Annotated in this window: 22 protein-coding genes; 15 read left to right on the forward strand and 7 right to left on the reverse strand. The window is 75.1% G+C overall.

What is annotated here, in order from left to right; genetic code table 11:
* Window positions 1–41 precede the first annotated feature (41 nt).
* Complete coding sequence (locus AB0C99_RS19730; RefSeq protein ID WP_362476516.1) at window positions 42–2,114, reverse strand: phosphocholine-specific phospholipase C; 2,073 nt, start codon at window positions 2,112–2,114, stop codon at window positions 42–44.
* A 244-nt stretch (window positions 2,115–2,358) separates the two neighbouring features.
* Here AB0C99_RS19730 and AB0C99_RS19735 point away from each other — a divergent pair, with 244 nt between their 5' ends.
* Window positions 2,359–4,404, forward strand: coding sequence for a prolyl oligopeptidase family serine peptidase (locus tag AB0C99_RS19735; RefSeq protein WP_362476517.1), 2,046 nt, complete (start codon window positions 2,359–2,361; stop codon window positions 4,402–4,404).
* A 130-nt stretch (window positions 4,405–4,534) separates the two neighbouring features.
* Here AB0C99_RS19735 and AB0C99_RS19740 read toward each other — a convergent pair whose 3' ends face one another.
* The 4 genes from AB0C99_RS19740 to AB0C99_RS19755 form a co-directional block, all read right to left on the reverse strand.
* Complete coding sequence (locus AB0C99_RS19740; RefSeq protein ID WP_362476662.1) at window positions 4,535–5,719, reverse strand: amidohydrolase; 1,185 nt, start codon at window positions 5,717–5,719, stop codon at window positions 4,535–4,537.
* Between the two features lie 171 nt (window positions 5,720–5,890).
* Complete coding sequence (locus AB0C99_RS19745) at window positions 5,891–6,559, reverse strand: methyltransferase domain-containing protein (protein WP_362476519.1); 669 nt, start codon at window positions 6,557–6,559, stop codon at window positions 5,891–5,893.
* Window positions 6,560–6,665: 106 nt separating this feature from the next.
* Window positions 6,666–7,016, reverse strand: coding sequence for a hypothetical protein (locus tag AB0C99_RS19750; RefSeq protein WP_362476521.1), 351 nt, complete (start codon window positions 7,014–7,016; stop codon window positions 6,666–6,668).
* Window positions 7,017–7,142: 126 nt separating this feature from the next.
* Window positions 7,143–8,138 (reverse strand): Lrp/AsnC family transcriptional regulator, encoded by a 996-nt coding sequence (locus AB0C99_RS19755; RefSeq protein WP_362476523.1) that lies wholly within the window; start codon window positions 8,136–8,138, stop codon window positions 7,143–7,145.
* Between the two features lie 400 nt (window positions 8,139–8,538).
* Between AB0C99_RS19755 and AB0C99_RS19760 the strand changes: the two genes are divergently transcribed.
* From AB0C99_RS19760 to AB0C99_RS19795, 8 genes are all read left to right on the forward strand, one after another.
* A complete protein-coding gene (locus AB0C99_RS19760) occupies window positions 8,539–10,014 on the forward strand; it encodes an MFS transporter (RefSeq protein WP_362476525.1) in 1,476 nt (491 codons plus the stop codon).
* Window positions 10,011–11,222 (forward strand): amidohydrolase, encoded by a 1,212-nt coding sequence (locus tag AB0C99_RS19765; RefSeq protein ID WP_362476527.1) that lies wholly within the window; start codon window positions 10,011–10,013, stop codon window positions 11,220–11,222. Before AB0C99_RS19760 ends, AB0C99_RS19765 begins: the two co-directional genes overlap by 4 nt.
* Window positions 11,223–11,288: 66 nt before the next feature.
* On the forward strand, window positions 11,289–12,506 hold the full coding sequence (locus AB0C99_RS19770; protein WP_362476529.1) for a T4 RnlA family RNA ligase: 1,218 nt from the start codon (window positions 11,289–11,291) through the stop codon (window positions 12,504–12,506).
* 2 nt (window positions 12,507–12,508) lie between these two features.
* Window positions 12,509–13,420: an AAA family ATPase gene (locus AB0C99_RS19775; protein WP_362476531.1), complete on the forward strand. Its 912-nt coding sequence runs from the start codon at window positions 12,509–12,511 to the stop codon at window positions 13,418–13,420.
* A gap of 141 nt (window positions 13,421–13,561) precedes the next feature.
* Window positions 13,562–14,878: a radical SAM protein gene (locus tag AB0C99_RS19780; protein ID WP_362476533.1), complete on the forward strand. Its 1,317-nt coding sequence runs from the start codon at window positions 13,562–13,564 to the stop codon at window positions 14,876–14,878.
* Window positions 14,879–14,966: 88 nt separating this feature from the next.
* Complete coding sequence (locus tag AB0C99_RS19785; protein WP_362476535.1) at window positions 14,967–16,037, forward strand: PfkB family carbohydrate kinase; 1,071 nt, start codon at window positions 14,967–14,969, stop codon at window positions 16,035–16,037.
* 29 nt (window positions 16,038–16,066) lie between these two features.
* Window positions 16,067–16,768: a ribonuclease H gene (locus AB0C99_RS19790; protein ID WP_362476537.1), complete on the forward strand. Its 702-nt coding sequence runs from the start codon at window positions 16,067–16,069 to the stop codon at window positions 16,766–16,768.
* A gap of 262 nt (window positions 16,769–17,030) precedes the next feature.
* Window positions 17,031–17,756, forward strand: a complete 726-nt coding sequence (locus tag AB0C99_RS19795) for a GNAT family protein (RefSeq protein ID WP_362476539.1) — start codon at window positions 17,031–17,033, stop codon at window positions 17,754–17,756.
* A gap of 207 nt (window positions 17,757–17,963) precedes the next feature.
* On the opposite strand, the gene AB0C99_RS19800 is transcribed toward AB0C99_RS19795, so the two are convergent.
* Window positions 17,964–18,362, reverse strand: a complete 399-nt coding sequence (locus AB0C99_RS19800; RefSeq protein WP_362476541.1) for an STAS domain-containing protein — start codon at window positions 18,360–18,362, stop codon at window positions 17,964–17,966.
* A 145-nt stretch (window positions 18,363–18,507) separates the two neighbouring features.
* Window positions 18,508–19,428, reverse strand: coding sequence for a universal stress protein (locus AB0C99_RS19805; protein WP_362476542.1), 921 nt, complete (start codon window positions 19,426–19,428; stop codon window positions 18,508–18,510).
* A gap of 144 nt (window positions 19,429–19,572) precedes the next feature.
* Between AB0C99_RS19805 and AB0C99_RS19810 the strand changes: the two genes are divergently transcribed.
* The 6 genes from AB0C99_RS19810 to AB0C99_RS19835 all read left to right on the forward strand — a co-directional run bounded on the left by AB0C99_RS19810 (window position 19,573) and on the right by AB0C99_RS19835 (window position 26,303).
* Entirely contained in the window at window positions 19,573–20,271 is a 699-nt protein-coding gene (locus AB0C99_RS19810; protein ID WP_362476544.1) for a choice-of-anchor M domain-containing protein, read from the forward strand.
* A gap of 93 nt (window positions 20,272–20,364) precedes the next feature.
* Complete coding sequence (locus tag AB0C99_RS19815) at window positions 20,365–21,498, forward strand: choice-of-anchor M domain-containing protein (RefSeq protein ID WP_362476546.1); 1,134 nt, start codon at window positions 20,365–20,367, stop codon at window positions 21,496–21,498.
* Window positions 21,495–23,063, forward strand: a complete 1,569-nt coding sequence (locus AB0C99_RS19820) for an anchored repeat ABC transporter, substrate-binding protein (RefSeq protein WP_362476547.1) — start codon at window positions 21,495–21,497, stop codon at window positions 23,061–23,063. The genes AB0C99_RS19815 and AB0C99_RS19820 overlap by 4 nt, the downstream gene beginning before the upstream one ends.
* Complete coding sequence (locus tag AB0C99_RS19825) at window positions 23,060–24,574, forward strand: choice-of-anchor M domain-containing protein (RefSeq protein WP_362476549.1); 1,515 nt, start codon at window positions 23,060–23,062, stop codon at window positions 24,572–24,574. Before AB0C99_RS19820 ends, AB0C99_RS19825 begins: the two co-directional genes overlap by 4 nt.
* Window positions 24,571–25,401, forward strand: a complete 831-nt coding sequence (locus AB0C99_RS19830; protein ID WP_362476551.1) for an anchored repeat-type ABC transporter ATP-binding subunit — start codon at window positions 24,571–24,573, stop codon at window positions 25,399–25,401. Before AB0C99_RS19825 ends, AB0C99_RS19830 begins: the two co-directional genes overlap by 4 nt.
* Window positions 25,398–26,303 carry an anchored repeat-type ABC transporter permease subunit gene (locus AB0C99_RS19835; RefSeq protein ID WP_362476553.1) on the forward strand — a complete coding sequence of 302 codons (906 nt, stop codon included), beginning with the start codon at window positions 25,398–25,400 and terminating at the stop codon, window positions 26,301–26,303. The genes AB0C99_RS19830 and AB0C99_RS19835 overlap by 4 nt, the downstream gene beginning before the upstream one ends.
* Window positions 26,304–26,339 lie beyond the last annotated feature (36 nt).

Consider the following 26,339-nt stretch of genomic DNA (forward strand, 5'->3'; position numbering starts at 1 on the left):
GCGGGCGGGTGCCGGACGCCGGACGCCGGGTGCCGGGCGGCTCAGCCGCTGATGCTGGGCGCCCCCGTCTCGATGTGGCCGGTGTACCGCCGCGACCAAGTGCCGTCGGAGTCGGCGAGGACCGTGAAGTCGTACCAGCCGTCGCTGTACGCCACGGCGTTGAAGTAGTCCTCGCGGGAGGAGTTCGCCGGGACCGTGTACCTCCAGGGGCCGTCCGTGCGGTAGGCGTTGGGGCGGATCGTGAAGGTGACCGGGGAGCCCGACGCGTTGGTCATCCGGAACCAGATCGCGGTCTTGCCGGTGCCGGACTCGACGGCGAACCGGGCCGCCACCTCGATGTCCTTGCCCGCCTTGGAGGCGTCGCCGATGAAGCGGCGCAGGAAGCGGTTGGGGCCCATCATCGAGATGTCGTACTTCCCCGAGCCCGAGCCGAGCCCGATGTTGAAGTAGTCGCTCGCCGTGCCGCCGGGGTCCACGGTGTACTGCCAGGCGGCGGTGTCCCGGTGCTGGTGCGGGTGGATCGAGAAGTGCGCGGGACGGCGCGCCTCGGTGCCCTGGTTGGTCATCGAGAACCAGGCCAGGATCTTCCCGGCGGCGCCGAACTCGAAGCGGTCGAGATTGCCGTTGACCTGGTACGGGACCGCCCGCGCGGGACGCGTCCCCGGCTCCTGCGGCGGCAGCGCGTTGTCCTGGGGGACCGGGTTGGGCAGCGGGCCGCAGGTGGACTGGCCGATGACCTTGGCGGTCGAGGGGAGGTTCGCGGGGACGCCGTACACCGGGCGGGTGAAGTCGAAGACGCCGGTCAGGTCGCCGACCACCTTGCGCCGCCAGGCGCTGATGTTGGGGCAGGCGGCCGGGGTGCCGAGGGCCGCCGTCCAGGTCTCCATGAAGCGCAGCACGGAGGTGTGGTCGAAGACCTCGGAGCTGACCCAGCCGCCGCGGGTCCACGGCGACATGACGATCATCGGGACCCGGAAGCCGAGGCCGACCGGTATCCCGTCGATGTACTCGCCGGGGGTCCCGGGCGGGGCGACCGGCGGCGGCACGTGGTCGAAGAAGCCGTCGTTCTCGTCGTAGTTGAGGAAGAGCACCGTCGAGTCGAAGACCTCGGGGTTCGCGGCCAGCGCCCGGTACACCAGGTCCACGAAGTGCGCGCCGTCGCCGGGCGGGGCGTACGGGTGCTCCGAGAACGCCTCGTTGGCGACCACCCAGGAGACCTGCGGCAGGGTGCCCGCGACGACGTCCGCGCGGATGGCGGCGGCGATGTCGTCCGGGGTCGAGCCGGTGACCTTCGGGACCGAGCCCATGCCCCGGTCGTACAGCGGGTCGCCGGGCTTGGCGTCGGTGAACCTCTTGAAGTACGCCAGCCCGTTGTCGCCGTAGTTGTCCTGGGCGTTCTGGTAGACCTTCCAGCTCATCCCGGCGCGCTGCAGCGCCTCCGCGTACGTCTCCCAGGTCAGCCCCGACTCGTCGCCGCCGTCCTTGCTGGAGGCGTCGACCTTGCCGCTCCACAGGAAGGTGCGGTTGGGGCCGGTGGCGCTGAGCGTCGAGCAGAAGTAGGCGTCGCAGATGGTGTAGTTGTCGGCCAGCGCGTAGTGGAACGGGATGTCGCCGCGGTCCAGGTGGCCCAGGGTGCGGGTGTTGCCGACACCGGTGACCCAGTTGTCCATCCGGCCCTTGTTCCAGGCGGCGTGCTGCGAGGACCAGCTGTGCGGCAGGTCGCCGTTGCACTGCGCCAGGGTCTCGCCGTCCACGCCGCCGGCCGGGGGAGTCGCGCTCAGCTTCCAGGGGTACTGCCGGCCGCCCCAGTTGGGCTGGTTGAACATGCCCCAGCCGCCCGGGATGTTCCCGGCGGCCCGGTCGCCGAAGCCCCGGACCCCGCGCAGCCGCCCGAAGTAGTGGTCGAAGCTGCGGTTCTCCTGCATGAGGACCACCACGTGCTTCACGTCGGTGATCGTCCCGGTGGCCCCGGCGGCGGCGGCCGACACGGCCTCCCCGGCGGCGGCCGACACGGCCTCCCCGGCGGCGGCCGAGGCCCGCCCGGCCGGCCACGCGGCCCCGGCGGCGAGCCCCGCCCCGATCCCGACGAACCCTCTGCGGCTGATGGGAAGCATGCCCCGCCCCTCATGTCACGGCATGCCCTGGCGGCACGCCGAGGACAGGATGGGGGACCGAGCCCCAAAGGTATACGGCCGTGCAGTAATCGATTGGTTAACTTACGGAGGACGCTGAGTGGTACGGCTGACAGCGCCCGATGATTGGTCCGCATTCGAACCAATGCGAGGGTGACGGTCCCGTCGCACGCCATCCGGACGGCTAGGACCCGCACTGTCGGCGCCGTGCGCCACAATCGACGGCATGAGCGAGACGACCGAGACCGGCACCGACCCCGCCGCCACCGACCCCCACCAGTGGCTGGAGGAGGTCGAGGGCGAGCGCGCCCTCGCCTGGGTCCGCGAGCGCAACGCCGAGACCCACGCCGAGCTCGCCGGCGGCGAAGGCTTCGACGCCCTCGTCGCCGAGCTCCGCGAGGTCCTCGACGCCCCCGACCGCATCCCCTACACTCGCCGCCGCGGCCCCCACCTCTACAACTTCTGGCAGGGCGCCGGACACACCCGGGGCGTCTGGCGCCGCACCACCCTGGAGGAGTACCGCACCGACGCGCCCGACTGGGACGTGCTCCTCGACCTCGACGCGCTCGCCGAGGCCGAGGGCGAGGACTGGACCTGGGCCGGCGCCCAGGTGCTGCGCCCCGGCCACCGGCGCGCCCTGCTGAGCCTCGCGCGCGGCGGCGGCGACGCCGTCGTCGTCCGCGAATACGACCTGGCGGACCGGGCCTTCGTCGCCGACGGCTTCCGGCTGCCCGAGGCCAAGACCGACATCGGCTGGATCGACGAGGACCACGTCTTCGTCGGCACCGACCACGGCCCCGGCTCTCTCACCGCCTCCGGCTACCCGCGCACCGCCCGCCGCTGGCGGCGCGGCACCCCGCTCGACACCGCCGAACCCGTCTACGAGGGCGTCGAGTCCGACCTGGGCGTCTCCGCCTGGCACGACCCGACCGAGGGGTACGAGCGCGACTTCGTCGTCCGCTACCGGGACTTCTGGCACCAGGAGACCCGGCTGCTCACCGAGGACGGCGAGCTCGTCCGCCTCGACGTCCCCGACGACGCCGACAGCTACGTCCACCGCGACCGGCTCCTCGTCACCCCCAAGACCCCCTGGCTCGGCCGGCCCGCCGGCTCCCTGCTCGCCTTCGACTTCGGCGCCTTCCTCGCCGGGGACCGCGCGCACGAGGTGCTGTTCACCCCCGACGAGCGCACCGCCCTCGTCGGCCACTCCTGGACCCGCGGCCACCTCATCGTCGAGACCCTCCAGGACGTCGCCAGCCGCCTCCACATCCTCACCCCGCCCACCGGCTCCGGCACCGGCGCCTGGGAGCGCCGCGAGGCGACCGCGATCCCGCCGCTCGCCTCCGCCGCCGTCACCGACACCGATCCCGACTCCGGCGACGAGTACTTCCTCTCCGTCACCGGCCACCTCGTCCCGCCCTCCCTGCACCGTGGCGAGATCGGCGGCCCCGACGAGCTGATCAAGCAGGCCCCCGCCCGCTTCGACACCACCGGCCTCGACGCCCGCCAGTACTTCGCGACCTCCGCCGACGGCACCCGCGTCCCGTACACCGTCGTCGGACGGCACGGCGCCCTCCCCGGCCCCACCCTCCTCACCGGCTACGGCGGCTTCGAGATCTCCCTGACCCCCTCCTACGACTCCGTCCGGGGCCGGGCCTGGCTCGCCCGCGGCGGCACGTACGTGATCGCCGGCATCCGCGGCGGCGGCGAGTACGGCCCCCGCTGGCACCGCAGCGCCCTCAAGGCCGACCGGCCCCGCGCCTACGAGGACTTCGAGGCCGTCGCCCGCGACCTGGTCGCACGCGGCATCACCACCCCCGGGCGGCTCGGCATCACCGGCGGCAGCAACGGCGGCCTCCTCATGGGCGCCATGCTCGTCCGCAGCCCCGAGCTCTTCGGCGCGATCGTCGGCCACGTCCCGCTGCTCGACATGCTCCGCTTCCACCGGCTCCTCGCCGGCGCGAGCTGGATCGCGGAGTACGGCGACCCCGACGACCCGGCCGACCGGCCGCACCTCGCCGCGCTCTCCCCGTACCACCGGCTCGCCCCCGGCCGCCCCTACCCGCCGGTCCTGCTCACCACCTCGACCCGCGACGACCGCGTCCACCCCGGCCACGCCCGCAAGGCGACGGCCCGGCTGCGGGAGCTCGGCTACCGGGTGCTGCTGCACGAGACCCTGGCCGGCGGGCACGCGGGCGCCACCGACCACGAGCAGACCGCCTACAACAGCGCGTTGGAGCACACCTTCCTGTGGCGCACGCTGGGGTCCTGACGGGGCCCAGCCGGGGCCTGCCGGGCCGTGACCGGTCAATCCCGGCGCCCACCGGGCCCTGACCGGTCGCTGCCGGGCCCGGCGACGGGTGGGGCGGGCGGGCGCGGGCCAGGCGCCGCCCGGCGCCCGGTCAGACCAGGGCGCCGTCCCGGGCCACGACCCGGCCCGCCCGGACCACCAGGTCCCGGCTCGGCACGTCCACCACAGCCTGCGGCACGCACGCGCCCTCGACCAGCATGAAGTCGGCGGGCGCGCCCGGCCGCAGGTCGGCCCGGTCCAGGCCGAGCAGCGCGGCGCCCCCGTGCGCGGCGAGCTCGAAACAGGCCGTCAGCTCCTCGTCCAGCCGCGCGTCCAGCGCCCAGCCCGCGAGCCAGGCCCGGTGCAGCATGTCCGCGTTGCCGAACGGGCTCCACGTGTCCCGCACCCCGTCCGAGCCGAGCCCCACCCGCACCCCGCGCTCCGCAAGGCGCCGGAACGGCAGGATCGTCGTCGCCGACAGCGCGACCGTCGTCAGCGCGATGTCCGCCCCGGCCAGCAGGTCCGCCGTCTCGTCGAGCGCCCGCCCCGACAGCTGGGCGACCGCGAACGCGTGCGAGACCGTCACCCGCCCCTGGAGCCCCAGCGCCCGGGTCCGGGCGGCGATGTCCCGCAGCGGCGCCAGACCCTGCTCGCCCCGGTCGTGCAGATGGATGTCGAGCCCGAGGCCATGGCGCTCGGCCAGGCCGAACACCGTCCCCAACTGGTCCCCGTCCCCCGCGCCGCCCTCGGCGTCGAAGCCGGCCGGGTCGATCCCGCCCATGTGCGTGATCAGCCCGCCCGCCGCCGCCTCCGCCAGCAGCTCCGCGACCCCCGGCGCGCGGACCACGCCGTGCTGCGGGAACGCGACCAGCTCCACGTCCACGACCCCGCGCAGCCTCTCCCGCGCCTCGGCCAGCCCCTCCAGGCCCGCGAGCCCGAACGCGGGCGCCACGTCGGCGTGCGCCCGCATCGCCCGGGTGCCCCGCGCCGCCGCGTGCGACATCAGCCGCAGCGCCCGCTCGCCGACCGGCGTGGGCAGCGCGTGGGCCAGCTCCACGTCCCCCTCGACGTACTCCGCGATCCCGGCCGCCGCCCGGCGGCTGTGCCAGGGCTCGCCCCACGCGGTCTTGTCCGGGTGGATGTGCGCGTCCACCAGCGTCGGCAGCGCCATCCGGCCGCCGCCCTCGACCACCTCGACCGCCGCGCCCTCCGGCACCGAGGCCACCAGCACCCCGTCCACGGCCACCAGTTCGGTCACCGGCCCGCCGTACGGCCGCACGTCCCGGAACACGGTCACGGAGACGGAGGAGCCGGGGGAATCGGAGGAGTCGGAAGAGACAGGGGAGCCGGAGGGGACGGGCGGGACAGGCGTGGTCACGGCGGGGGCCTCCGGGGCGCTGGACGGCGAAAACGGGCGGACGCCGTTTGGTATACCACGCGCACCCGGGCCGGGCCGGGGCCGGGCGCCTCAGTCCTCGCGCCGCGCCAGCAGGGAGCAGCGCCGCGTCTCGGCCTCGTGCGGGTACGGGGCGCGCTCCAGCTCCGCCTCCACGCGGAAGCCCGCCGCGCGCAGCGCCCCGGCCACCTCGGCCGGACGCAGGAAGTGGAAGTCGACGTCCACGTCATGCCCCCACCACTCCGTGAGGGTGCGCACCTCGGCGCCCACGTGGAAGGAGACCAGCAGCAGGCCGCCGGGCCGCAGCGTCCGCCGGATCTCGGCCAGCGCCGGCTCCAGCTCCCCGGGCGCCAGATGGATCAGCGAGTAGAGGGCGACGGCCGCGTCGAACTCGCCGTCGGCGGCGGGCAGCCGCAGCAGGTCGCCCTCGCGGAACTCGGCCGCCGGGTGCCGCTCGCGACCGAGGGCCACCATCGCGGGGGACAGGTCCACGCCCACGACGTGCCCCGCGCGGCCCTGGGCGGCGATCCAGGCGGCGACGTGGCCGGGGCCGCAGCCCAGGTCGGCGATGACCGCGCCCTCGCCCGCCTGCTCGACGAGCGCGCCGAGCAGCGCCCGGTCGAGCGGCTTGCCGTCGAGCTCGTCGCCGATCCGCTCCAGGTACGTGCAGGCCACGGTGTCGTAACTCCGCCGCACCCGCTCGTGACCGGGCCGCCGGACCCCCGTGCGCGTGTCCGCCATATTCGCTGTATCCGCCGTATCCGTCGTGTCCGCCGTATCCGTCATCGTCCGGCCCCCTCCGGTGTGCGCGGCCCGCCGGGGGCCGCGTGCGTACGGATCCGTTCCGTCAGTGCGCCGGGTGCTGCATGGGCTGCTGCCCGCCCTGCGGGAGCTGGGGGCGCTGCGGGAGCTGGGGCGCCTGCTGCATCGGCTGCGGCCCGCCCTGCGGCACCGGGGCCATCCCGACGGGGGCCATCCCGGCCTGCGGCACACCGGCCTGCGGGGCACCGGCCTGCGGTATACCAGCCTGCTGCATTCCGGCCTGCGGCATCTGCGGCATCCCCGCCGGCGGCATCTGGATCACGCGGCTGAGGTCGCGCAGCACCTCTTCGGCGGTCCGGCGCACGTCACCGGGCACGTCCCCCTGCTCGCGTATCAGCTCGGAGTAGATGGGGGCGGTGGTGTCCGCGTGATTCATCGGGTTCGCATCCTTGGTGTTCTCGGGGTTCTCGGGGTTCTCGGGGTCCCGGGGGCTTCTCGGGGCTTCTCGGGCGTGCTCAGGCCGGGAGTCTACGGGGCCCCCGGCCTACCCCGGGGTACGGGTTCAGCCCTCCGCCGCGAACCCGGCCCTCTTGTACGTCCGCATGAGCAGGGCCGTTTCGGTGTCCGTGACCCCGTCGAGGCGGCCCAGCACCCGGGCCGCGAAGTCGTGCACATCACGCACGTCGCGGTGGCTGGAGTAGCCCAGCAGGTTCGTCGTGCCCGAGGTGACCACGAGGTGCCGGACGGCGGGCTCGCGGGCCAGCAGCCGGATCGCCGGGTCGAGCGCCCGGTACGGCAGGGCGAGCCGGAAGCGGGCCTCGACCGGATAGCCGAGCACCGCCGGGTCGGCCCGCAGCCGCAGGTGCAGGACGTGCGAGTCCATCAGTCGGGCCAGCCGCCGCCGGGCCGTCGTCTCGCCCGTCCGCAGCTCCCGGGCGAGCCGGGTGGTGGACATCCGGGCGTCCCGGCGCAGCAGCTCCACCAGCCGCCGGTCCAGCTCGTCGACGGCCGGGGGCTCCGGCAGCGCCCGGCCCTCCATGGCGTGCCGCCGCACCTCGGTCGGCGCGTCCGCGTACGGCGCCCAGTCGCTCGCGGTCAGCAGCAGCCGCAGGACCAGCGCCGAGTGGACGTCGACCACGCCGTCCAGCCGCCCCACCACGGTGTCGAGCAGGGTGAGCAGGGCGCCGTGGTCGGGCAGGGTGAGCTCGACGAAGACGTCGAGGGCCCCGGTCGCCACCTCCACCGAGCGGGCCTCGTCCAGCGCGGCGAGCGCCAGCGCCACCTCGTGCACCCGGCCCGGGGCGCACCGCACGGCCAGCTCGGCGGTGACGCCCTCGTGCAGGTACTCCGGGACCAGGGCGGCGACGAAGGCGACCCGGCCGCTCGCCGTCATGCGCTCCAGGCGGCGCGCCACGGTCCGCTCGTGCACCCCGACCGCCGCCGCCACATCGGCGAACGCGGCGCGCGGGGCGCGGTGCAGGACCCGCAGGACGGCGTGATCCACCTCGTCGAGGAGCAGCGGGGCGCCCCGGGGCCCCGCCGCGGTCCTGTCGCCCATCCCGCTCCTCCTCGTGTGCCCTGCCGTCCGCCATGCTGTCGGCGTAGGCGGTCCTCGTACGGGCTCCCCGTATGCCGTCCACGTACGCGGTCCGCGTACGCCGTCCACGTACGGCTCCCCGCATGCCGTCCGCGTACGGGCTCCCGTACTCCGCCCTTGTACGCGGTCGCGCGGCCTCCGTGTCCGGCGCGCCCGAACCCGTACCGGGAAGGCCCGGTGTGCCGGAATCCGCCGCGCGGCCCCCGGCCGCTGCCGCAATCGGCCGTGTTGACCTTCAAGTCTTGCCCGGAGGGGGGCCCGCTCGCCACATTGTGGTGCGCGTTCCACCCCGCTCAGCGGCGGCTTCCCGCGCCTCACCGATCCTGCCGATCCCCGCGGCCCTCCCGGACAGGTTGTACGTATGACCCTCTCCTCAGGCAGCACCCGCACCACACCCGTCCACAGACCCTCCGGGCCCCGCGCGACCCCCACCGGGGTGGTCATCGCCTCCGTCGCCCTCGTCGAGCTCTCCAGCGGCGTCACCCAGGGCTTCCTCTCCCCGCTGCTCAAGGGGCTGACCGAGACGCTGGGCGTCACGGCCGCCGACCTCAACTGGATCAGCATCGCCAACCTCCTGGCCAGCGTCGCCTTCACCCCCGTGCTCTCCCGCATGGGCGACCTCTACGGCCACCGCCGGATGCTGCGCTGGAACCTGCTCCTGGTGATCCTCGGCTCCGTCCTCGTCGGGCTCAGCCGCTCCTTCCCCGTGCTGCTCGCCGGGCAGATCCTCCAGGGCGCCATCGCCGGGTTCTTCCCGCTCCTCGTCGGCATCCTGCGCAACCGCGCGGGCGCCGGCGGCGACGCGGAGAGCCGCCGAGGCATCAGCTACATGGTCGCCGCGCTCGTCGGCGGACTCACCCTCGGCCTGCTCGCCAGCGGCTTCGTCGCCGCCTCCGTCGACAGCCCCACCGCCGCCCTCTGGGTCCCCGCCGTCGGCGCCACCCTCGCCCTCGTCGCCACCTGGCCCTTCCTGCCCGAGTCCGCCGACCGGCCCGGCGGCTCCGTCGACTGGGCCGGCGGACTGCTGCTCTGCGCCGGACTCGTGGCCCTGATGCTCGCCCTCGGCCTCGGCGGCACCCCCGGCTGGGAGTGGGGCTCCGCCCGCACCCTGGGCACCCTCGTGGCGGGCGTCCTCGTCACCGCCCTGTGGGTGGGCGTGGAGCTGCGCACCGCCGAGCCGATGATCGACGTGCGGATGTTCCGGCACCGCAACGTGGTCGTCGTCTCGCTCACCACCCTCACCTTCAGCTTCTGCATGCTCGGCCTCCAGATCGCGCACCCCGTCTTCCTCGGCACCGCCCGCGCCGAGACCGGCTACGGCTTCGGCCTCGGGCCCATAGCCATCGGCCTGGCGATGCTCCCCAACCTGCTCTCGCTCGCCGTCGGCGCCCTCGCCGCCCCGGCCGTCGCCGCCCGGATCTCGGACCGCCGCACCCTCGTCGGGGGCTCGCTCCTGATGAGCGCCGGGTACGGGATCGACCTCCTCGGCTACGACACGGCCGCGCTCTTCCTCCTCGGCACCGCCCTCGCGGGCTTCGGCACGGGACTGCTCCAGCACTCCACCCGCACCCTCGCCGTCGAGTCCGTGCCGCACGACCGCACCTCCGTCGGCTCAGGCATCAACGAGCTCCTCATCAACGTCGGCGGCTCGCTCGGCGCCGCCGCCGTCCTCACCGTCTTCGCCGCCCGCACCCCCGCCGGGCACACCCTCCCCGAGATCGGCGCCTACACCACCTCCTGGACCGTGTGCCTGGGCGTCTCCCTCGCGGGCGCCGCCGCCGCGCTCCTGCTGCGCGCCCCCGCCGCCCGCCCCGCCGTCGCCAAGGACCCCCGATGAGCACCCCCGCCGCCCCCGCCCCGGCCCCCTCCGCCCTGACCGCCCGGCTCCGCCAGGAGGCCCGCCGCACCCTCGCCCGCCGCGAGGACGCCGTCATCGGCCTCAGCCACGCGCTGCACGCCGACCCCGAACTCGCCTACGAGGAGCACCGGGCGGCCCGCCGCATCGCCGACCTCGTCGAGGGCGCCGGCTTCGACGTGACCCGCGAGGCGTACGGGCTGCCCACCGCCTTCCGGGCCACCGCGGGCAGCGGCGACCTCGTCATCGGCATCTGCGCCGAGTACGACGCCCTGCCCGGCATCGGCCACGCCTGCGGCCACAACGTCAACGGCGCCGCCGCAGTCTCCGCCGCCCTCGCCCTCGCCCCGCTCGCCGACGAGCTCGGCCTCACCGTCGCCCTCCTCGGCACCCCCGCCGAGGAGTCGGGCGGCGGCAAGGTCGACCTGCTGAACGCCGGGGCCTTCGACGACGTCGCCGCCGCGATGATGGTCCACGCCGCCCCGCAGGACGCCGTCGGCATGAGCTCGCTCGCCATCAGCAGCCTCGACGTGGCGTACACCGGCGTCCCCGCGCACGCCGCCGCCATGCCGCACCGCGGCGTCAACGCCGCCGACGCCCTGATGATCGCCCAGGTCGCCATCGCCGCCCACCGCCAGCAGATGATCCCCGGCGCCGTCGTCTCCGGCGTCGTCACCTCCGCGGGCGACGCCGCCAACGTCATCCCCGGCCGCGCCACCGCCTCGTACGACTGCCGGGCCGGCACCAGCGAGGAGCTCGCCGAGCTCAAGGCCCGCGTCCGCGCCTGCTTCGAGGCCGGGGCGCTGGCCACCGGCGCCGAACTCGCCCTGGAGACCGTCGGCAACGACTACGCCGACCTGCGCCAGGACCTCGCCATGGGCGAGGCGTACCGGACCGCCGCCCAGGACCTCGGCCGCGCCGTCCCCGCCTCCGACCCGGGCCTGCGCGGCGGCTCCACCGACATGGGCAACGTCTCCCACCTCGTCCCGGCCATCCACCCGATGATCGGCTACGACTGCGGCGACGCGATCATGCACAACCCGGAGTTCACCCGCTTCGGCACCACCCCCGCCGCCGACCGCGCCGTCCTCGACGGCGGCCTCGCCATGGCCTGGACGGCGATCGCGCTGGCCTCCGACGCGGCCCAGCGGCGCCGCCTGCTCGCCGGGGTGGCCGCCAGGCGCCCGTAAAACGGCTGGTCAGGACGGCGGACGGAAGGGAAGAATGGGCCTCCTCGACACACCGGGAGGGAACCCATGAGCCAGGCGTACCTGACTCTCGACGCCCTGCTGCCGGCACAGGAGCTGGCAGCGGCCGTCGAAGCCGGGCATGTGACCCGCAAGTCACACCCCGAGCTGCCGCTGTCCATCTACACGTACACGCGGGTGTGTCAGTACGAAGGCGTCTGGAACGACGTGACGGTCCGCTGCCGGGGCCTCGTCGCCGACGACGTCACCGGCCGGATCGTGGCCCTGCCGCTGCCGAAGTTCTTCAACGTCTCCGAGCACGAGAGCGGGCGCCCCTACGCGTCCGCGCTGCCCGACGAGCCCTTCGAGGTGTACGAGAAGGTCGACGGCAGCCTCGGCCTCGTCTTCCACTACGAGGGCCGCTGGCGGGTCGCCTCCAAGGCGTCCTTCACCAGCACCCAGGCCACCTGGGCGCAGCGCCGCCTGGACGCCGCCGACACCTCGGCGCTCGTCCCCGGCGTCACGTACCTGGCCGAGATCCTCTACCCGCAGAACCGTATCGTCGTCGACTACGGCGAGCGCCGGGACCTGGTCCTGCTCGCCGCCTTCGGCCCCGACGGCACCGAGGTCCCGCTCGCCGAGGCAGCCGGGGCCTGGGCGGGGGTCGGCTCCGTCGTCACGGTCCACCCGCCGATGCCGCTCGACGAGCTCGTCAAGCTGACCGAGACCAGCACCCTGCCCGGCGGCGGGGCCGCCACGGGCATCGACGCCGAGGGCTTCGTGCTGCGCTTCGCCTCCGGCGTCCGCGCCAAGGCGAAGATCGCCGAGTACGTGCGCCTGCACAAGCTCCTCACCGGCGTCACCGAGCGGGACATCTGGCGCGGCCACGGCATCCAGCGCTTCGCCGGCACCCCCGACAAGGTGCTCGCCCAGGGCCTCGGGCTCTCCCCGGCCGACCTCGCCGACGCCCGAGCCAAGGGCGGCCGGCCGCTGGACGCGCTCCTGGAGCAGGTGCCGGACGAGTTCGACACCTGGGTCCGGGAGCTCATCGGACGCCTGGAGGACGCCTTCGCCGCGCGCGAGCGGGCTATCGACGCCGCCTACGACGCGCTCGCCCCGCTCGCCGGGGACCGGGGCGCGTTCGCCCGCGCGGCCAACGAGCTGCCGGACCGTAGCCTGCGCTCCGTCCTCTTCACGCGCCTCGACGGGCGCTCCACCGAGCTGCACACCTGGCGGTCCCTGCGCCCCGAGACCGCCGACCCCTTCACCACCGACGAGGAGAACTGACCGTGCCCGTGGTCCACGTCATGACCGGACTGCCCGCTTCCGGCAAGACGACCGCCGCCCGCGCCCTCCAGGAGCAGTCCGAGGGCCGGCTGCGCCGGGTCAACCTCGACGACCTGCGCACCATGCTCGACGTGCCGGGCGAGCGCCGCTCGGGCGCCCACGAGCGGACCGTCCTGGAGATCCAGGACGCGGCCGTGCGCGCCGCCGTCGACGACGGCTTCGACGTGGTCGTCGACAACACCCATCTCACCCCGCACATCCCCAAGCGCCTCAAGGCCGCCGTCGCGGGCCTGGCGGCCACGTTCGTCGTGCACGACTTCACCGACGTCCCCGTCGACGAGTGCGTGCGCCGCGACGCGGCCCGCGAGCGGCCCGTCGGCGAGGAGATCATCCGCATCCTCGCCGACAAGCACGCCAAGGCCACCCGGGGCGGCTGGCGGCTCACCGCCGCCTGGCTGAACGACCGCCCGGCCGCCACCCCGTACGTCGCCGACCCGGCGCTGCCCTCGGCGGTCATGTGCGACATCGACGGCACCCTCGCGCTGCGCGGCGACCGGGGCCCGTACGACTTCGGCCGCTGCGACGAGGACCTGCTCAACCCGCCCGTCCGCGAGGCCCTGCGCGCCTTCCGGGCCACCCAGGGGGACCGGATCGTGCTGCTCTCCGGCCGCAGCGAGGACCACCGGGCGCTGACCGAGGCATGGCTGGCGCGGTACGAGGTGCCGTACGACGAGCTGTGGATGCGCGCGTCCGGCGACGGCCGCTCCGACGACATCGTCAAGGCCGAGCTCTTCGACGCGCACGTGCGCCCGCGCTACGCGGTCCGCGTCTCGCTCGACGACCGCGACCGGGTCGTCGCCGTGTGGCGCCGCATGGGCCTGCCCACCTGGCAGGTCAACTACGGCAACTTCTGAGCAGCGGACCCCGGCCGTCCTCCGTCCCGGGACGGAGGACGGCGGGGACCGGGGCCGGATGCCGCGGCGGCACCCGCCGTCCTAGGCTGGCGGGGGCACACCACGGCTCCTGACCGTCCGACCGAGGAGATGTAACCGCGCATGATCCGCCGTACCGACGAGGTCGAAGACCTCATGCAGCGCTTCCCGCACGTCCCCAGGGAGGCGGTGATCAAGGAGGACCTGCTGCGCGGGGGCATCGCCTTCGACGAATCGGCCCTGACGGACAGCGCCAACGAGGCGTCCGGCGAGGTCAAGCCCAAGTCGTACTTCATCTTCTCCTTCGACCACCGCACCCTGCCCGAGCTCGGCGAGGCCGCCCTGCGCCGCCCGCCGGAGGAGATCGTCCTCACCGGCGGCCCCTACGAGCTGCGCCGCACGGTCGTGTCCGTGCGCGTCAACCCCTCCTCGCCGTACCGCGTCGCCGCCGGCGAGGACGGGATGCTCGGGCTGTACCTGGACGGGCGCCGGATCGCGGACGTCGGCCTGCCGCCCATGCCGGAGTACTACCGGCACACCCTCTCCAACGGGAAGTCCGTCATGGAGGTGGCCCCCACCATCCAGTGGGGCTACCTGATCTACCTGACCGTCTTCCGGGTCTGCCAGTACTTCGGCGCCAAGGAGGAGTGCCAGTACTGCGACATCAACCACAACTGGCGCCAGCACAAGGCCGCCGGGCGCCCCTACACCGGCGTCAAGGACGTGGAGGAGGTCCTGGAGGCGCTGGCGATCATCGACAAGTACGACACGACCGGCGCCTCGACCGCGTACACCCTCACCGGCGGCGCGGTCACCTCGCACATCGGCGGCAAGGACGAGGCCGACTTCTACGGCCAGTACGCGCAGGCCATCGAGGAGCGCTTCCCCGGCCGCTGGATCGGCAAGGTCGTCGCCCAGGCGCTGCCCAAGGCGGACGTCCAGCGCTTCAAGGACTACGGCATCCAGATCTACCACCCCAACTACGAGGTGTGGGACAAGCGCCTGTTCGAGCTCTACTGCCCCGGCAAGGAGCGCTACGTCGGCCGCGACGAGTGGCACCGCCGCATCCTGGACTCCGCCGAGGTCTTCGGCCCGCGCAACGTGATCCCCAACTTCGTCGCCGGTGTCGAGATGGCCGAGCCCTTCGGCTTCACCACCGTCGACGAGGCCATCGCCTCGACCACGGAGGGCCTGGAGTACTTCATGTCGCGCGGCATCACGCCCCGCTTCACCACCTGGTGCCCCGAGCCCACCACGCCGCTCGGCAAGGCCAACCCGGCGGGCGCGCCGCTGGAGTACCACATCCGGCTGCTGGAGGCGTACCGCGCCACCATGGAGGCCAACGGGCTCAGCTCGCCCCCCGGTTACGGCCAGGCCGGGCCCGGCCGCGCGGTCTTCTCCGTCAGCTCCTTCATGGACAGCCTCCCGGCCGAGGACTGACCGGGGGCCGGGCGGGGCCCGGCCGACCCTTGCGGAAAGTTCTTGCAGGATCTTGCAGGGCTTCGGCGGGCGCTGTTTGACTGCGCGCATGAGCAGAGACAGCGCCCCCGGACCCTTCGACGCCGAGGACGATCACGAGGGCGATCACCAGGGCGATCGCGGGGACGATCACGCGGACGACTACGGAGACGTCGGCGAGTACGTCGGTGAGTACGGCGACGAGGGCGGCGAGGACGACGACATCGACGTCCTCGTCCTCGGCGGCGCCGGTGTCGACACCATCGTGTACGTCCCCGAGCTGCCGCTGCCCTACGCCGACAGCCACCTGATCCGGCCCGGCATCGAGACCCGCGCCGGACAGACCGGCGACTTCGTCGCGCTCGGGCTGCACCGGCTCGGCCTGCGCGTCCACCACCTCGACCAGCTCGGCGCCGACCCCGAGGGCGAGCTGGTGCGGCGCTTCCACCGCGAGCAGGGCATCCCGTTCACCGAGGTGCCGCACCCCGCCGGGACCAAGCGGGCCGTCAACCTCGTCGGCCCCGACGGGCGCAGGCTCTCCCTGTACGACGCCACCCGCGCCCGCGACGAGGACCGGCTGCCGTCCGGCACCGTGAAGGCGCTCGCCGCCCGCAGCGGCCACGCCCACGTCTCGCTCACCCAGCCCTGCGCCCACGCCCTGCCCGAGCTGCGCGACGCCGGGGTGACCCTCTCGACCGACCTGCACGACTGGGACGGCGTCTCCGCCTACCACGAGCCCTTCGCCTACGAAGCGGACGTCGTCTTCCTCTCCACCGTCGCCCTCACCGACGTCGAGGGCACCCTGCGGGCCATCGCCGCCCGGGGCCGCGCCTCCGTCGTCGTCGGCACCGCCGGGGCCTCGGGCGCCCACCTCCTGGCCGGCGCCCACGCGGAGCTCGTCCACGTGCCGCCCGTCGCGCCGCCCCGCCCCGTCGTCGACAGCAACGGCGCCGGGGACGCCTTCGCCGCCGGTTTCCTGGCCGCCTGGCTGGCCGGGGCGCCCGTGGCGGAGTGCGCCCTGCACGGCTCCGTCGCCGGGGCGTACGCGTGCACCGTGCCCGCGACCCGTACCGACGCCATCGGGCGCGAGGCGCTCCGCGCGGAGGTGGCCCGGCTGCGCGCCGCGGCCGGTGGTCACTGACCTGTCGGCGGACATGTCAGGATCGGAGGATGACAGACAAGATCATCGCGGCCTGTGACGGCGCCTCCAAGGGCAACCCCGGACCCGCCGCCTGGGCCTGGGTCATCGGCGGCGGAGACGGCGCGATCGCCCACTGGGAGGCCGGACCGCTCGGCACGGCCACCAACAACGTGGCCGAACTCACCGCGCTGCTCAGGCTCCTGGAGCACCTGGACCCCGCCGCGCCCGCCGAGGTGCGGATGGACTCCCAGTACGCGATGAAGGCCGTCACCACCTGGCTGCCCGGCTGGCGCCGCAAGGGCTGGAAGACCTCGGCCGGCACCCCCGTGGCCAACAAGGACCTCGTCGTGCGCATCGACGAGCTGCTCACCGACCGCTCCGTCGAATTCGTGTACACCCCCGCCCACCAGGTCGACGGCGACCCGCTGAACGACGCCGCCGACCGCGCCGCCAGCCACAGCGCCCGCACCCAGGAGCCCGCCGGGTCCGCCGCCGGTTCGCCGCTCCCGCCGCCCGACCCCGGCTCCGCGCGCCCGGCGGCGGCCAAGCGCGTCCCGAAGGCGGCCGGGGCGGCCCGCGGCGCCCGCCGGACGGGCTCCTCCGGGAGCCCCTCGCTCAAGGCGAGGTTCCCCGGCCGGTGCCGCTGCGGCAAGGCGTACGACAAGGGTGAGACGATCACCAAGAACGCCGACGGCTGGGGCCATCCGACCTGCGCCGACACCGCCTCCTGAGGCCCTCCGGCAGGGGGCTTGCGCCATGTGAGGGAACGGGGTGAACCGGACATTCACCCAGCCGTGCCCTCGGGTTCGTGTGGGGTTCTGTTCAGGAGGCGCTCGGGGCTGCATACTGTCCTCCTCGCACCGGTGACGAACCGTTTCAGTGCCCGTTTTGCCCATCCGGCGAAGTGGTCGGCATCCGGCGCGAACCTCACCCCGTCATTCCCGCCGTGATCCGGCGCGGGATGTCCCCTGCCCGTGAAAGACCCGAGGTTCCGTGCCAGTACCTGTAGTCCTTGCCGGGCGCACCGTGCGCCTGGAGCCGCTGGCCATGCGCCACGCCGAGGGTCTCGCCTGGGCGGGCGCACTGGATCGTGCGGCCTATGCCTATACCGCCGTGCCCCACGGCCTTGACGCCTCCTGCGACTACATCGCCCGCGCGCTCGCCGAACAGTCGGCGGGCCGGGCGTTGCCCTTCGCGCTGGTCAATCCCCGCAACGGCCGTGTCCTGGGATCCACCCGGTTCCTGGAACTCGACTACTGGCGCGGGCCCCTCGTGTGGCCGCCGACCACCGGCACGCCGCACGGCGATCCGCTGACGGCGGTGCCCGACGCGGTGGAGATCGGCAACACCTGGATCTCCACCGAGGCGCGCGGCACCGGCGTCAACACCGAGGCCAAGTACCTCATGCTGCGTCATGCGTTCGAAACCTGGCGGGTGCGCCGGCTCTCGATGCGCGCCGACGCGCGCAACGCCCGCTCGCGGGCCGCGATCGAACGCCTCGGCGCCACCTGCGAGGGCGTGCGCCGGGCGCACTCCCGGGGCCTGGACGGGGTCGTCCGCGACACGGCCTTCTACTCCATCCTCGACGAGGAGTGGCCGGCGGTGCGCGGCATCATCGAGCTCCGCCTCCCCGGACTGCGCCCGCAGGGCGTCCTCGGGCACGGCTTCCCGGGCGAGACCCGGGAGCACGGCGGCGCGGGCGAACTCCTGCCCGCCTGAGGGGAGTACGGGGCGCGCCGGGCCATCCGTACGGGGGGCCGGGGCGTCCCGGGGGCCAAGGCGTCCCGGGATGGTCCGGGGCGTCTCGGACCGCTCCGGCGGCCGGGCCGCCCCGGCCGCCCGGACTGCCCGGACCGTCTCGGACCCGGCCCGCCCGCCCGGAGCGCTTGTGCCGCCCTTGACCGCCTCTGGCCCGCGGCCCCCGGCTCAGACCGGCAGCCGTCCCGGGTGTCCTGAGCGTGGGGCCGCCGGCCCGGGGATCGTGGCCGGCGCGGGGCTCCCGGGCTCGGGGCACAGGGTCTCGTCGAGCGCCGCCAGGCGGATCAGCCGCAGGATCATCGGCTGCTCGCAGACGAGGCGCCAGCGCGCGCCCCGCTGCCGTACGCGCTGGGCGCACCGCACCAGGAGCCCGAGCCCCGACGCGTCGCAGAAGGTGAGGTGGCGCAGGTCTACCGTGAGCGCCCCGGCCTCGCGGACGAGTGCGTCCAGCTCGGGCCGGACGCGCTGCACCAGCACCAGGTCGAGCTCGCCGTACAGCTCGACGGTGGTCAGGCCCCCGCTCGACCGGACGGCGAGGTGGGGTTCGCGGCGTCGGATCAGATGCATGGACACGCTCCAGTGGATCGGCCCCCGTGGGTCGAGGGTGTCGGCCCCCACCGGGGCAGACACGTTTCTCCACCTCTGCCATCACCCGAAGAGGTGAACGTGGCGCATTTCCGCCCGCTCGCGCTCCGGCGCCGCCGGGGAGCGGTCAGGGCCGCCCGGGCGGCGGCACGACGGCCACCGGGCAGGACGCGTGGTGGAGCACGGCGTGCGCGACGGAGCCCACGAGCAGGGTTTCCACCCGGTGCCTGCGGTGCCGTCCGACGACCAGCAGCCCGGCCTCACGGGAGTCCTCGACCAGCCGTCCGGCCGCGTCGACCGGGGTCACCCCGGGCACGACCCGGACCCCGGGGTGGCGCGCGGTGAAGGGGCGCAGCCGCTCCTCCTGGCGGCGGGTGGTGGTGTCGACGAGCTCCGGGGTCTCGTCGGGCAGCGGCGGCGGCACCTGGAGCGCGGGCGCGGGCGCCCCGATGAGCAGGGCGGGGGAGGGCGGTACGGGATAGGCCGTCACCACCTCCAGCGGCACCCCGCGCCGCTCGGCCGCGCGGAACGCGAACTCGACCACCTCGTCCCCGGTCTCGTCCGGGTGCAGCCCGAGCAGCACCCGGCCGGCCCCGGACCCGCCGGCCAGTGAAGCGGCCCTGGCCTCGTGCGGGACGACCACGACGGTGCAGGGCGCGGAGGCGGCCAGGGTGCGGCTGGTGGAGCCGAGGAGCAGGCTCTTGAAGCCGCCCCGGCCGCGCGAGCCGACCACCAGGAGCCGGGCGCCGCGCGCCGCCGCGGTCAGGGCGTCGACGACGGAGCCGTCCAGGGACTCGTACCGCACGTCGAGGCCCTCGGTCCGGCCGCCGAGGTCGTTCGCGACGGCGTTCAGGACGGTGTCGGGGAGCTCGGGCGCCGGCCCGAGGGAGGCGATGCGGGCGCTGCCGAGCTGGAGCGCCTCGGGGCGGACGTGGGCGACGGTCAGCGGCGCCCGCAGGGCGCGTGCGGTCCCGAGGGCCCATTCGAGCGCCCGCAGGCTGTGCTCGGAACCGTCCACCGCCACCACAACAGCTGTCTTCTCACTCATGCTTCGCACTCATATCGGGATCATCCGCCGCCTTTCGGATGCCACGCCGGAAGCACCTTGCGCGTTCTTAATGAAAATGATTATCGTCTCGATTGTTCGCGCATCGCGCGTCCTCCACTCGACACAGCCCAAGGGGGGCTTCTTTTGCGTACCTCGATTCCTGCCTCGACCCCGGCCTCGACCCCTGCCCGGGTCCGCACCTCGCCGCGCTCGCTCACCGTCGTCGGCGCCCTCGCCGCCGCCGTCTCGCTCGCCGGGCTCGGCACCGCCCACGCCGCCGGAACCACCCTGTCCCAGGGGCACATCGACGCCATCGACGTCGAATACGACGGCACCGCGCTCCAGTTCCACGTCCACGACCACTCCGTCGCACCGGCCGTCGAGTACGCGCCCGGCGACGTCGTCCTGCGCGTCCTGCCCGCCGCCGCGTACACCGTCCCCGCCGGCACCTGCCACAGCCACCTCGGCACCGCCGGGACGACCGTCTACCGCCTCCCGCAGACCGAGACCACCGGACTGCTCTGGCCCGGCGTCTCCGGCGAACACCTCGCCCCCGGCGTCTTCCAGGGCGACAAGGTCCAGGTCTCGCTCGCCTCGGTGAGCGGCCCCGGCAAGATCACCGTCTACAAGAACGGGCTCTGCCCGAAGAACAACCGCTCCTACGACAGCGCCGACACGGCCCTCGCCAACACCCGCGACGTCGCCGCGGGCGAACACGACCACGCCAACTGGGCCTTCACCAAGGCCGGCACGTACACCGCCACCTTCAAGGTGAGCGGCACCCTCGCCAACGGCACCAAGGTCGGCCCCACCTCCGCCGTCTACACCTTCCAGGTCGGCTGACCCCCGCGCCGGGGGCGGTCCGCGCACCCCGCGGACCGCCCCCGGCGGCCCCGTCCGACCCGCCGCCCGCCCCGCCGAAGGAGCCGCCCCGCCATGCGGGCCCCACTCGTGTCACGCCCCGCCCTCACCGCCGCCGTCGCCGCCGCGGTCCTCCTCCCGCTCGCCGCCCCGCCGCCCGCGCTCGCCGCCGACCCGCCCACGACCGAGGCGCCCGCCGGACAGCGGACCGTCCTCAGCGGCGGCCACCTCGACCTCGCCGCCCGGCTCCGCGACGGCCGGCTCGACTTCATGATCAAGGACGGCACGGTGCCCGGCCGCACCGTCTGGCGCCAACCCTCCGACGTCGTCCTCCACTTCGACCCCCGGCACGCCCTCGTCGTCCCGCCCCGCGAGGAGGTCCCCCAGTTCGAGGGCCTCGGCGAACCGGGCCGACGGCTCTGGGTGGACAAGGACTTCGCCTCGGTGGACGGGCTGCTGTGGCCCGGCTGGAGCACCATGGAGATCCTGCCCGCCGCCGTCGCGGGAACGGTCGAGGTGAGCTTCCCGAGGATCGTCGGACCCGGCCGCCTCGTCCTCGGCCAGTGGGCCGACGACCCCGAACTCGGCGTCCGCGTCGGCATCCTCGTCGACGGCGCGAAGCCTGACCCCGGCCGCGTCGCGCTGCGCCCCTACAGCCACTCCCACCCGCTGTGGATCCTCGACACCGAGGGCGTCTACCGCGTCACCCTGGAGATGACCGCCACCCTGCCCTCCGGCGCGAAGGTCTCCGACCGCGAGACCCTCGCCGTGGCCGTCGGCGACCTCGACGCCTCGACGGTGGTGCCGGGGGAGGGGGCGGGCGACGGTGATGGCGGTGGCCCGGGGGAGTCGCCTCGGCCCACGGAGCCGGGCGGCGGCCCGTCCCCGTCCCCGACGCCGATGCCGACATCTACATCGACGGGGAGTCCCACGCCGACGCGGACGACGACCCCGAGCCCGACGCAGGACCCGGACCCGGACCCGACCGGGGTGCCTACGGGGACCCCGTCCCCCTCCGCGTCCGGCAGCGGCCCCGGCCCCTCGCCCCAGCCCACCCGTACACCGTCCCAGGCCGGTCCCGGTCCCGGTCCCGGACGGCTGGCCGCCACCGGCGCGGGCCTCGCGCTGCCCGCCGGGATCGCGGGAGCCGCGCTGCTCGCGGGCGGGGCCCTCGTCGTCCTCGTACGCCGGAAGAAGGGTGCCCGATGAACCGCCGCCCGCGCCCCACACGTACGGCCTCCACCACCGTCGTCGCCGCCGGGCTCGCCGGGGCGCTGCTGCTCGGCGGCAGCGGCTGTGCCGCGCCGTCGGCCGGCCGCTCCGGCGCGCCGGGACCGACCGTGTCCACGACCACGGCGATCATCGCGGACCTGGTCCGCAACGTCGGCGGCGACCGCGTCGACGTCGCCTCCGTCGTCCCGCCGCACGGCGACCCCCACTCGTACGAGCCGAGCCCCGGCGACGCCGCCCGGGTGGCCCGCTCGGACCTCGTCTTCAGCAACGGGCTGCTCCTGGAGGAGCCCGGCATCCTGAAGACGATCCACACCAACGCCCCCGCCGGCACCCCGAAGATCGCCCTCGGCGACAGGCTCGAACCGTACGGCGGCGCCGTCATCGAACTGAAGGAGGACCTCGGGCTCGACGTCCTCTGGCTCGGCTGGGCCGTGGAGGGCGAGGTCGCGGGCGACGGCAGCCAGGTCCGCACCACCGTCACCGGTCTCGAAGGCCCCGGCGAGCTGCGCGTCTACCTCACCGACACGCTCGGCACCCCGACCGTGACCGTCGACTCGGCGGACGGCTTCGACGCCGCCGACTCCTTCGTCCTGCCGCCCGAGGCGCACACCCACGTCAACTGGGCGTTCAGCGCCCCCGGTACGTACCGGCTCACCGTCGAGGGCCGCACCGAGGCGCTCGACGGCACCGGCGCCCCGATCGGCGGCGGCACCGTCACCTTCGCCGTCGGCGCGGCGGCGGCGCGCGCCGCGCAGGGCCGGACCCTGCTCGACGGCGGGCACGCCGACATCGCCCTCGACGCGCGCGGCCGCACCGTCCGGGTGCGCTCCGACGACCCGGCGACCGGGCGGCGCGCCCACCACCCGCCCGAATCCGTCGTCCTGTCCGTCCCCGACCGGGCGCGCGAGACCGTGCCGCGCGAGGGCCCGTACCGCTTCCTCGGCGCGCCGGGGGCGCCGCTGTGGCGGCTGCCGCAGGCCGTCGTCGGCAAGCACGTCCACGGCGACCTGGACCCGCACACCTGGCAGGACGTCGGCAACGCCGAGGCGTACGTGCGCCGGATCGAGGCCGAACTCGTCCGCGCCGACCCGGCCGGGCGCGCCGTCTACGAGCGCAACGCCGCCGCGTATCTGGCCCGCCTCGGGCGGCTCGACGAGGAGGTGGCCCGCACCCTCGCGGGCATCCCCGCCGAGCGCCGCCGGCTGGTCACCACGCACGACGCCTTCGGCTACCTCGCGCACGCCTACGGCCTGGAGGTGGCCGGGTTCGTCGTGCCCGTGCCCAGCCGGGAGCCGAGCGCCGCCGAGGTCGCGCGGCTCCGCGACACCATCCGGGAACAGCGCGTCCCCGCCGTCTTCCTCGAACCCAACCTCGCCGCCCGCGCCGACGTCCTGCGCCGGGTCGCCGAGGACGAGGGCGTCGGCATCTGCACCGTCTACGGCGACTCCTTCGACGACGAGGTCCGCGACTACGTCGCGATGATGCGCCACAACGCGAACGAACTGGCCCGCTGCCTGGGCCCGAAGGGAGCAGCCCGATGAGGCTCGGCCACCGCACCAGGACCGCCCTCGCCGCGGCGGGCGCCCTCGCCCTCGCGGGCACGGGGGCGACCATTCCGGCCCACGCGGCGGCGGAGACGACCGCACCGCCCGTCCTGGCACCGGTCACGCTGACCGCGACCACGACCGGGTACGCGCTGGACCTCGGCCCCGACCGGGTCCTGGAGCTCGGCGACGGGCACCGGGTCACCGGCGCCGACGGCGTCACGCGCTGGGAGACACCAGCAGCCTGGGACACCACCCGGGCCGGCGCGGGCGGCGAGCCCGTCCACTGGGAGCTCACCGCCGCCGAAGGACCGGGCACGGTCCGGGTCCTGGAGCCCGGCGCCGGGGGAGCGGACGCCCTCGTACGCTTCGACAGCGGCGACGGGCTGCCCGACGGCGCCGAGTTGCCGGCCGGGCGGCGGGGCGAGGACCGCTGGGTCTTCGACACCCCCGGTACGTACCGGCTGACGCTCACCGCGCGGATCCCGGCGGGCGCCTCGGCGGAAGTCCGCCACACGGTGCGCGTCGGTGGCGCCGACGGCGTCGAGGGCGGGGAGCTGGGGCCGGGGCCAGGAGCCGGTCCCGAGGCTGCGCCCGTGCCCGCTCCCGTGCCCGTCGCGACCAGCGACGCCCCCGCCCCCCGGCGGGCCGCCCGCGCGGTCGCGTCCGCAGAGCCGGTGGCCGCGGGCCGGTCGGAGGCACCGGCCGAGACGGGGCGCCGGGTGCTCGACGACGGGCACGTGGACATCGCCGCCCGGCTCGTGGACGGCCGGTTCGGCATCCAGATCAAGGACGGCACCGTCCCGGGGCGGACCGTCTGGCGCGAGCCCTCCTCGGTCGTGCTCCGGGTCGGGGCGGCGGCCAGGCGGCAGATCCCCGCCGCCGCGCACTTCGCCTTCCTCGGGCGGGCCGGCGACCCGGTCTGGCTGCTCGACCAGATCCAGCGGCCGGGGCTGCTGTGGCCGGGCTGGTCCACGGACAACCTGCCCGCCGGGGCCACGCGCGGCGACGTGGAGTTCCGGCTGGTGAAGGCGGCGGGGCCGGGACGGTTCGCGCTGTACAACTACGACGGCCTGTCGGGCGCGACGGTCCGCTTCAACAGCGCCGACGGGGTGCCGGACGCCTTCCGGGTCCCGCCGAACTCGCACGCGCACGGCGGCTGGGCCTTCGGCGCCGAGGGCACCTACCGGCTGACCGTGGCGATGACCGCGACCGGCGCGGACGGCACCCGGGTGAGCGACACCGAGACCCTGACCTTCGAGGTGGGGGACGGCGGGCCCGCGCCCGGCGGACCCGGCACCACCGCCACCCCGGGAGCCCCGCCCGCACCGGGGGACGGCACCCCGGACGCGCGCCCGGAGGGCCGTACACCCGAAGGGGCGCCGCTGTCCCGGGGCTCCCTGGCCGCGACCGGCACGGGCTCCGCCGCGCTCCTCGGCGGGGCGGCCCTGGCGATGGCGGCGGCGGGCGCGGCGGCCGTACGGACGGCACGGAGGCGGTCGGCATGACGAAGCACCCGACGCCCGCGTCCACCGACCTGACGCCTGCCTCCACCGACCCGCCCGCCACCATCGACCCGACGCCCGCCCTACCTTCCCCGGCCGCCCTCCCCGCCGACCCGGCGGCCCCGCCGCCGCCCCTCCTCCGCGTCTCCGCCGTCTCCGTCGTCCTCGGTGGCCGCCCGGCCGTGGCGGACGCCTCGCTGAGCGTCCGGCCCGGCGAGTTCGTCGGGCTGCTCGGGCCCAACGGGGCGGGCAAGACGACCCTGCTGCGGGCCGTGCTCGGCCTCACCGCCGTCAGCGGCGGCTCCGTGGCGGCGGCGGGGCCGGTCGGCTACGTGCCCCAACGGCACGAGTTCGCCTGGGACTTCCCCATCGACGTCGCCGGGGCCGTCCTCAGCGGGCGCACCCGAGCCGTCGGCTGGCTCCGGCGGCCCGGCGCCCGCGACCGGGCCGCCGCGGCGCGGGCGCTGGAGCGGGCGGGTCTCACGGAGCTGCGCCGCCGCCCGATCGGCGAGCTCTCCGGCGGCCAGCGCCAGCGCGTCCTGGTGGCGCGGGCCCTCGCGGCCGAGCCCCGGCTGCTGCTGCTCGACGAGCCGTTCACCGGCGTGGACGTGCCGACCCAGGAGCTCCTGGGCGAGCTCTTCGGGCGGCTCGCCGCCGAGGGGTGCGGGCTGCTGATGACCACGCACGACCTCGCGGCGGCGGCCCGCAGCTGCTCGCGGATCGTCCTCCTCAACCGTACGGTCGTCGCGGAGGGCGGCCCCGCGCTGCTCGACGACTCCGAGCGGATGCTGCGCGCCTTCGGCCTGGAGCGACCGGGGGCGGCGGCATGACCGAGCTGCTGGCCCTGCTCGCCGAACCCTGGCACCTGCCGTTCATGCGGCGCGCGTTCGCGGTCGCCGCGATCGTCGGCCTGGTCTGCGGCGTGGTGGGCGTGTACGTCGTGCTGCGCGGCATGGCGTTCATCGGCGACGCCGTCGCGCACTCCGCGTTCCCCGGCGTGGCCCTGGCCTACGCCTTCGAGGGCAACCTGCTCCTCGGCGGGGCGGCGGCCGGGCTCGCCACGGCCGTCCTGATCGCCTTCGTCTCACAGAACCGGCGGCTGAAGGAGGACACCGTCATCGGGGTCTTCTTCGCCTTCGCCTTCGGTCTCGGCATCGTGCTCGTCTCCACCCGGGACAGCTGGACGACCGACCTGTCCTCGTTCCTCTTCGGGCAGGTGCTGGCCGTCGACGGCGGCGACATCCTGCGGGTCGCCGTCATCGGCGCGGTCCTCGTCGCCGTCCTGCTGGCGCTGCGCAAGGAGCTGACGGCGGTGACCCTGGACCGCGAGACGGCCCGCGCCGCCGGGCTCCCCGTGCTGCCGCTCGACCTCACGCTGTACGTGGTGGTGACGGCCACGATCGTGATGTCGCTGGAGGCCGTCGGCAACATCCTGGTCCTCGCCCTGCTCATCACCCCGGCGGCCACCGCCCGGCTGCTGACCGAGCGGCTGTGGGCGATGACCCTGCTGGCCTCCGTGTTCGGCTGCCTGGGCAGCCTGGCCGGGCTGTACGTGAGTTACGCGTACGACCTGGCGGCCGGCGGCTCGGTCGTGGTGGTGCTCACGGCCCTGTTCGCCGCCGTCTGGCTGTGCGCGCCCCGGCACGGCCTCGCGGCCCGGTTCAGGAACCGGCGGGGCGGGCGCGGACAGGGTCTCCCGCTCCGGTCGGCTCCCGCCACGCCGCACGCGTGACGGGAGCCGGGAGCAGGGAGCCGGGCGCGGGACCGG

It is taken from the genome of Streptomyces sp. NPDC048659 (assembly GCF_040650575.1).
Lineage (GTDB): Bacteria > Actinomycetota > Actinomycetes > Streptomycetales > Streptomycetaceae > Streptomyces.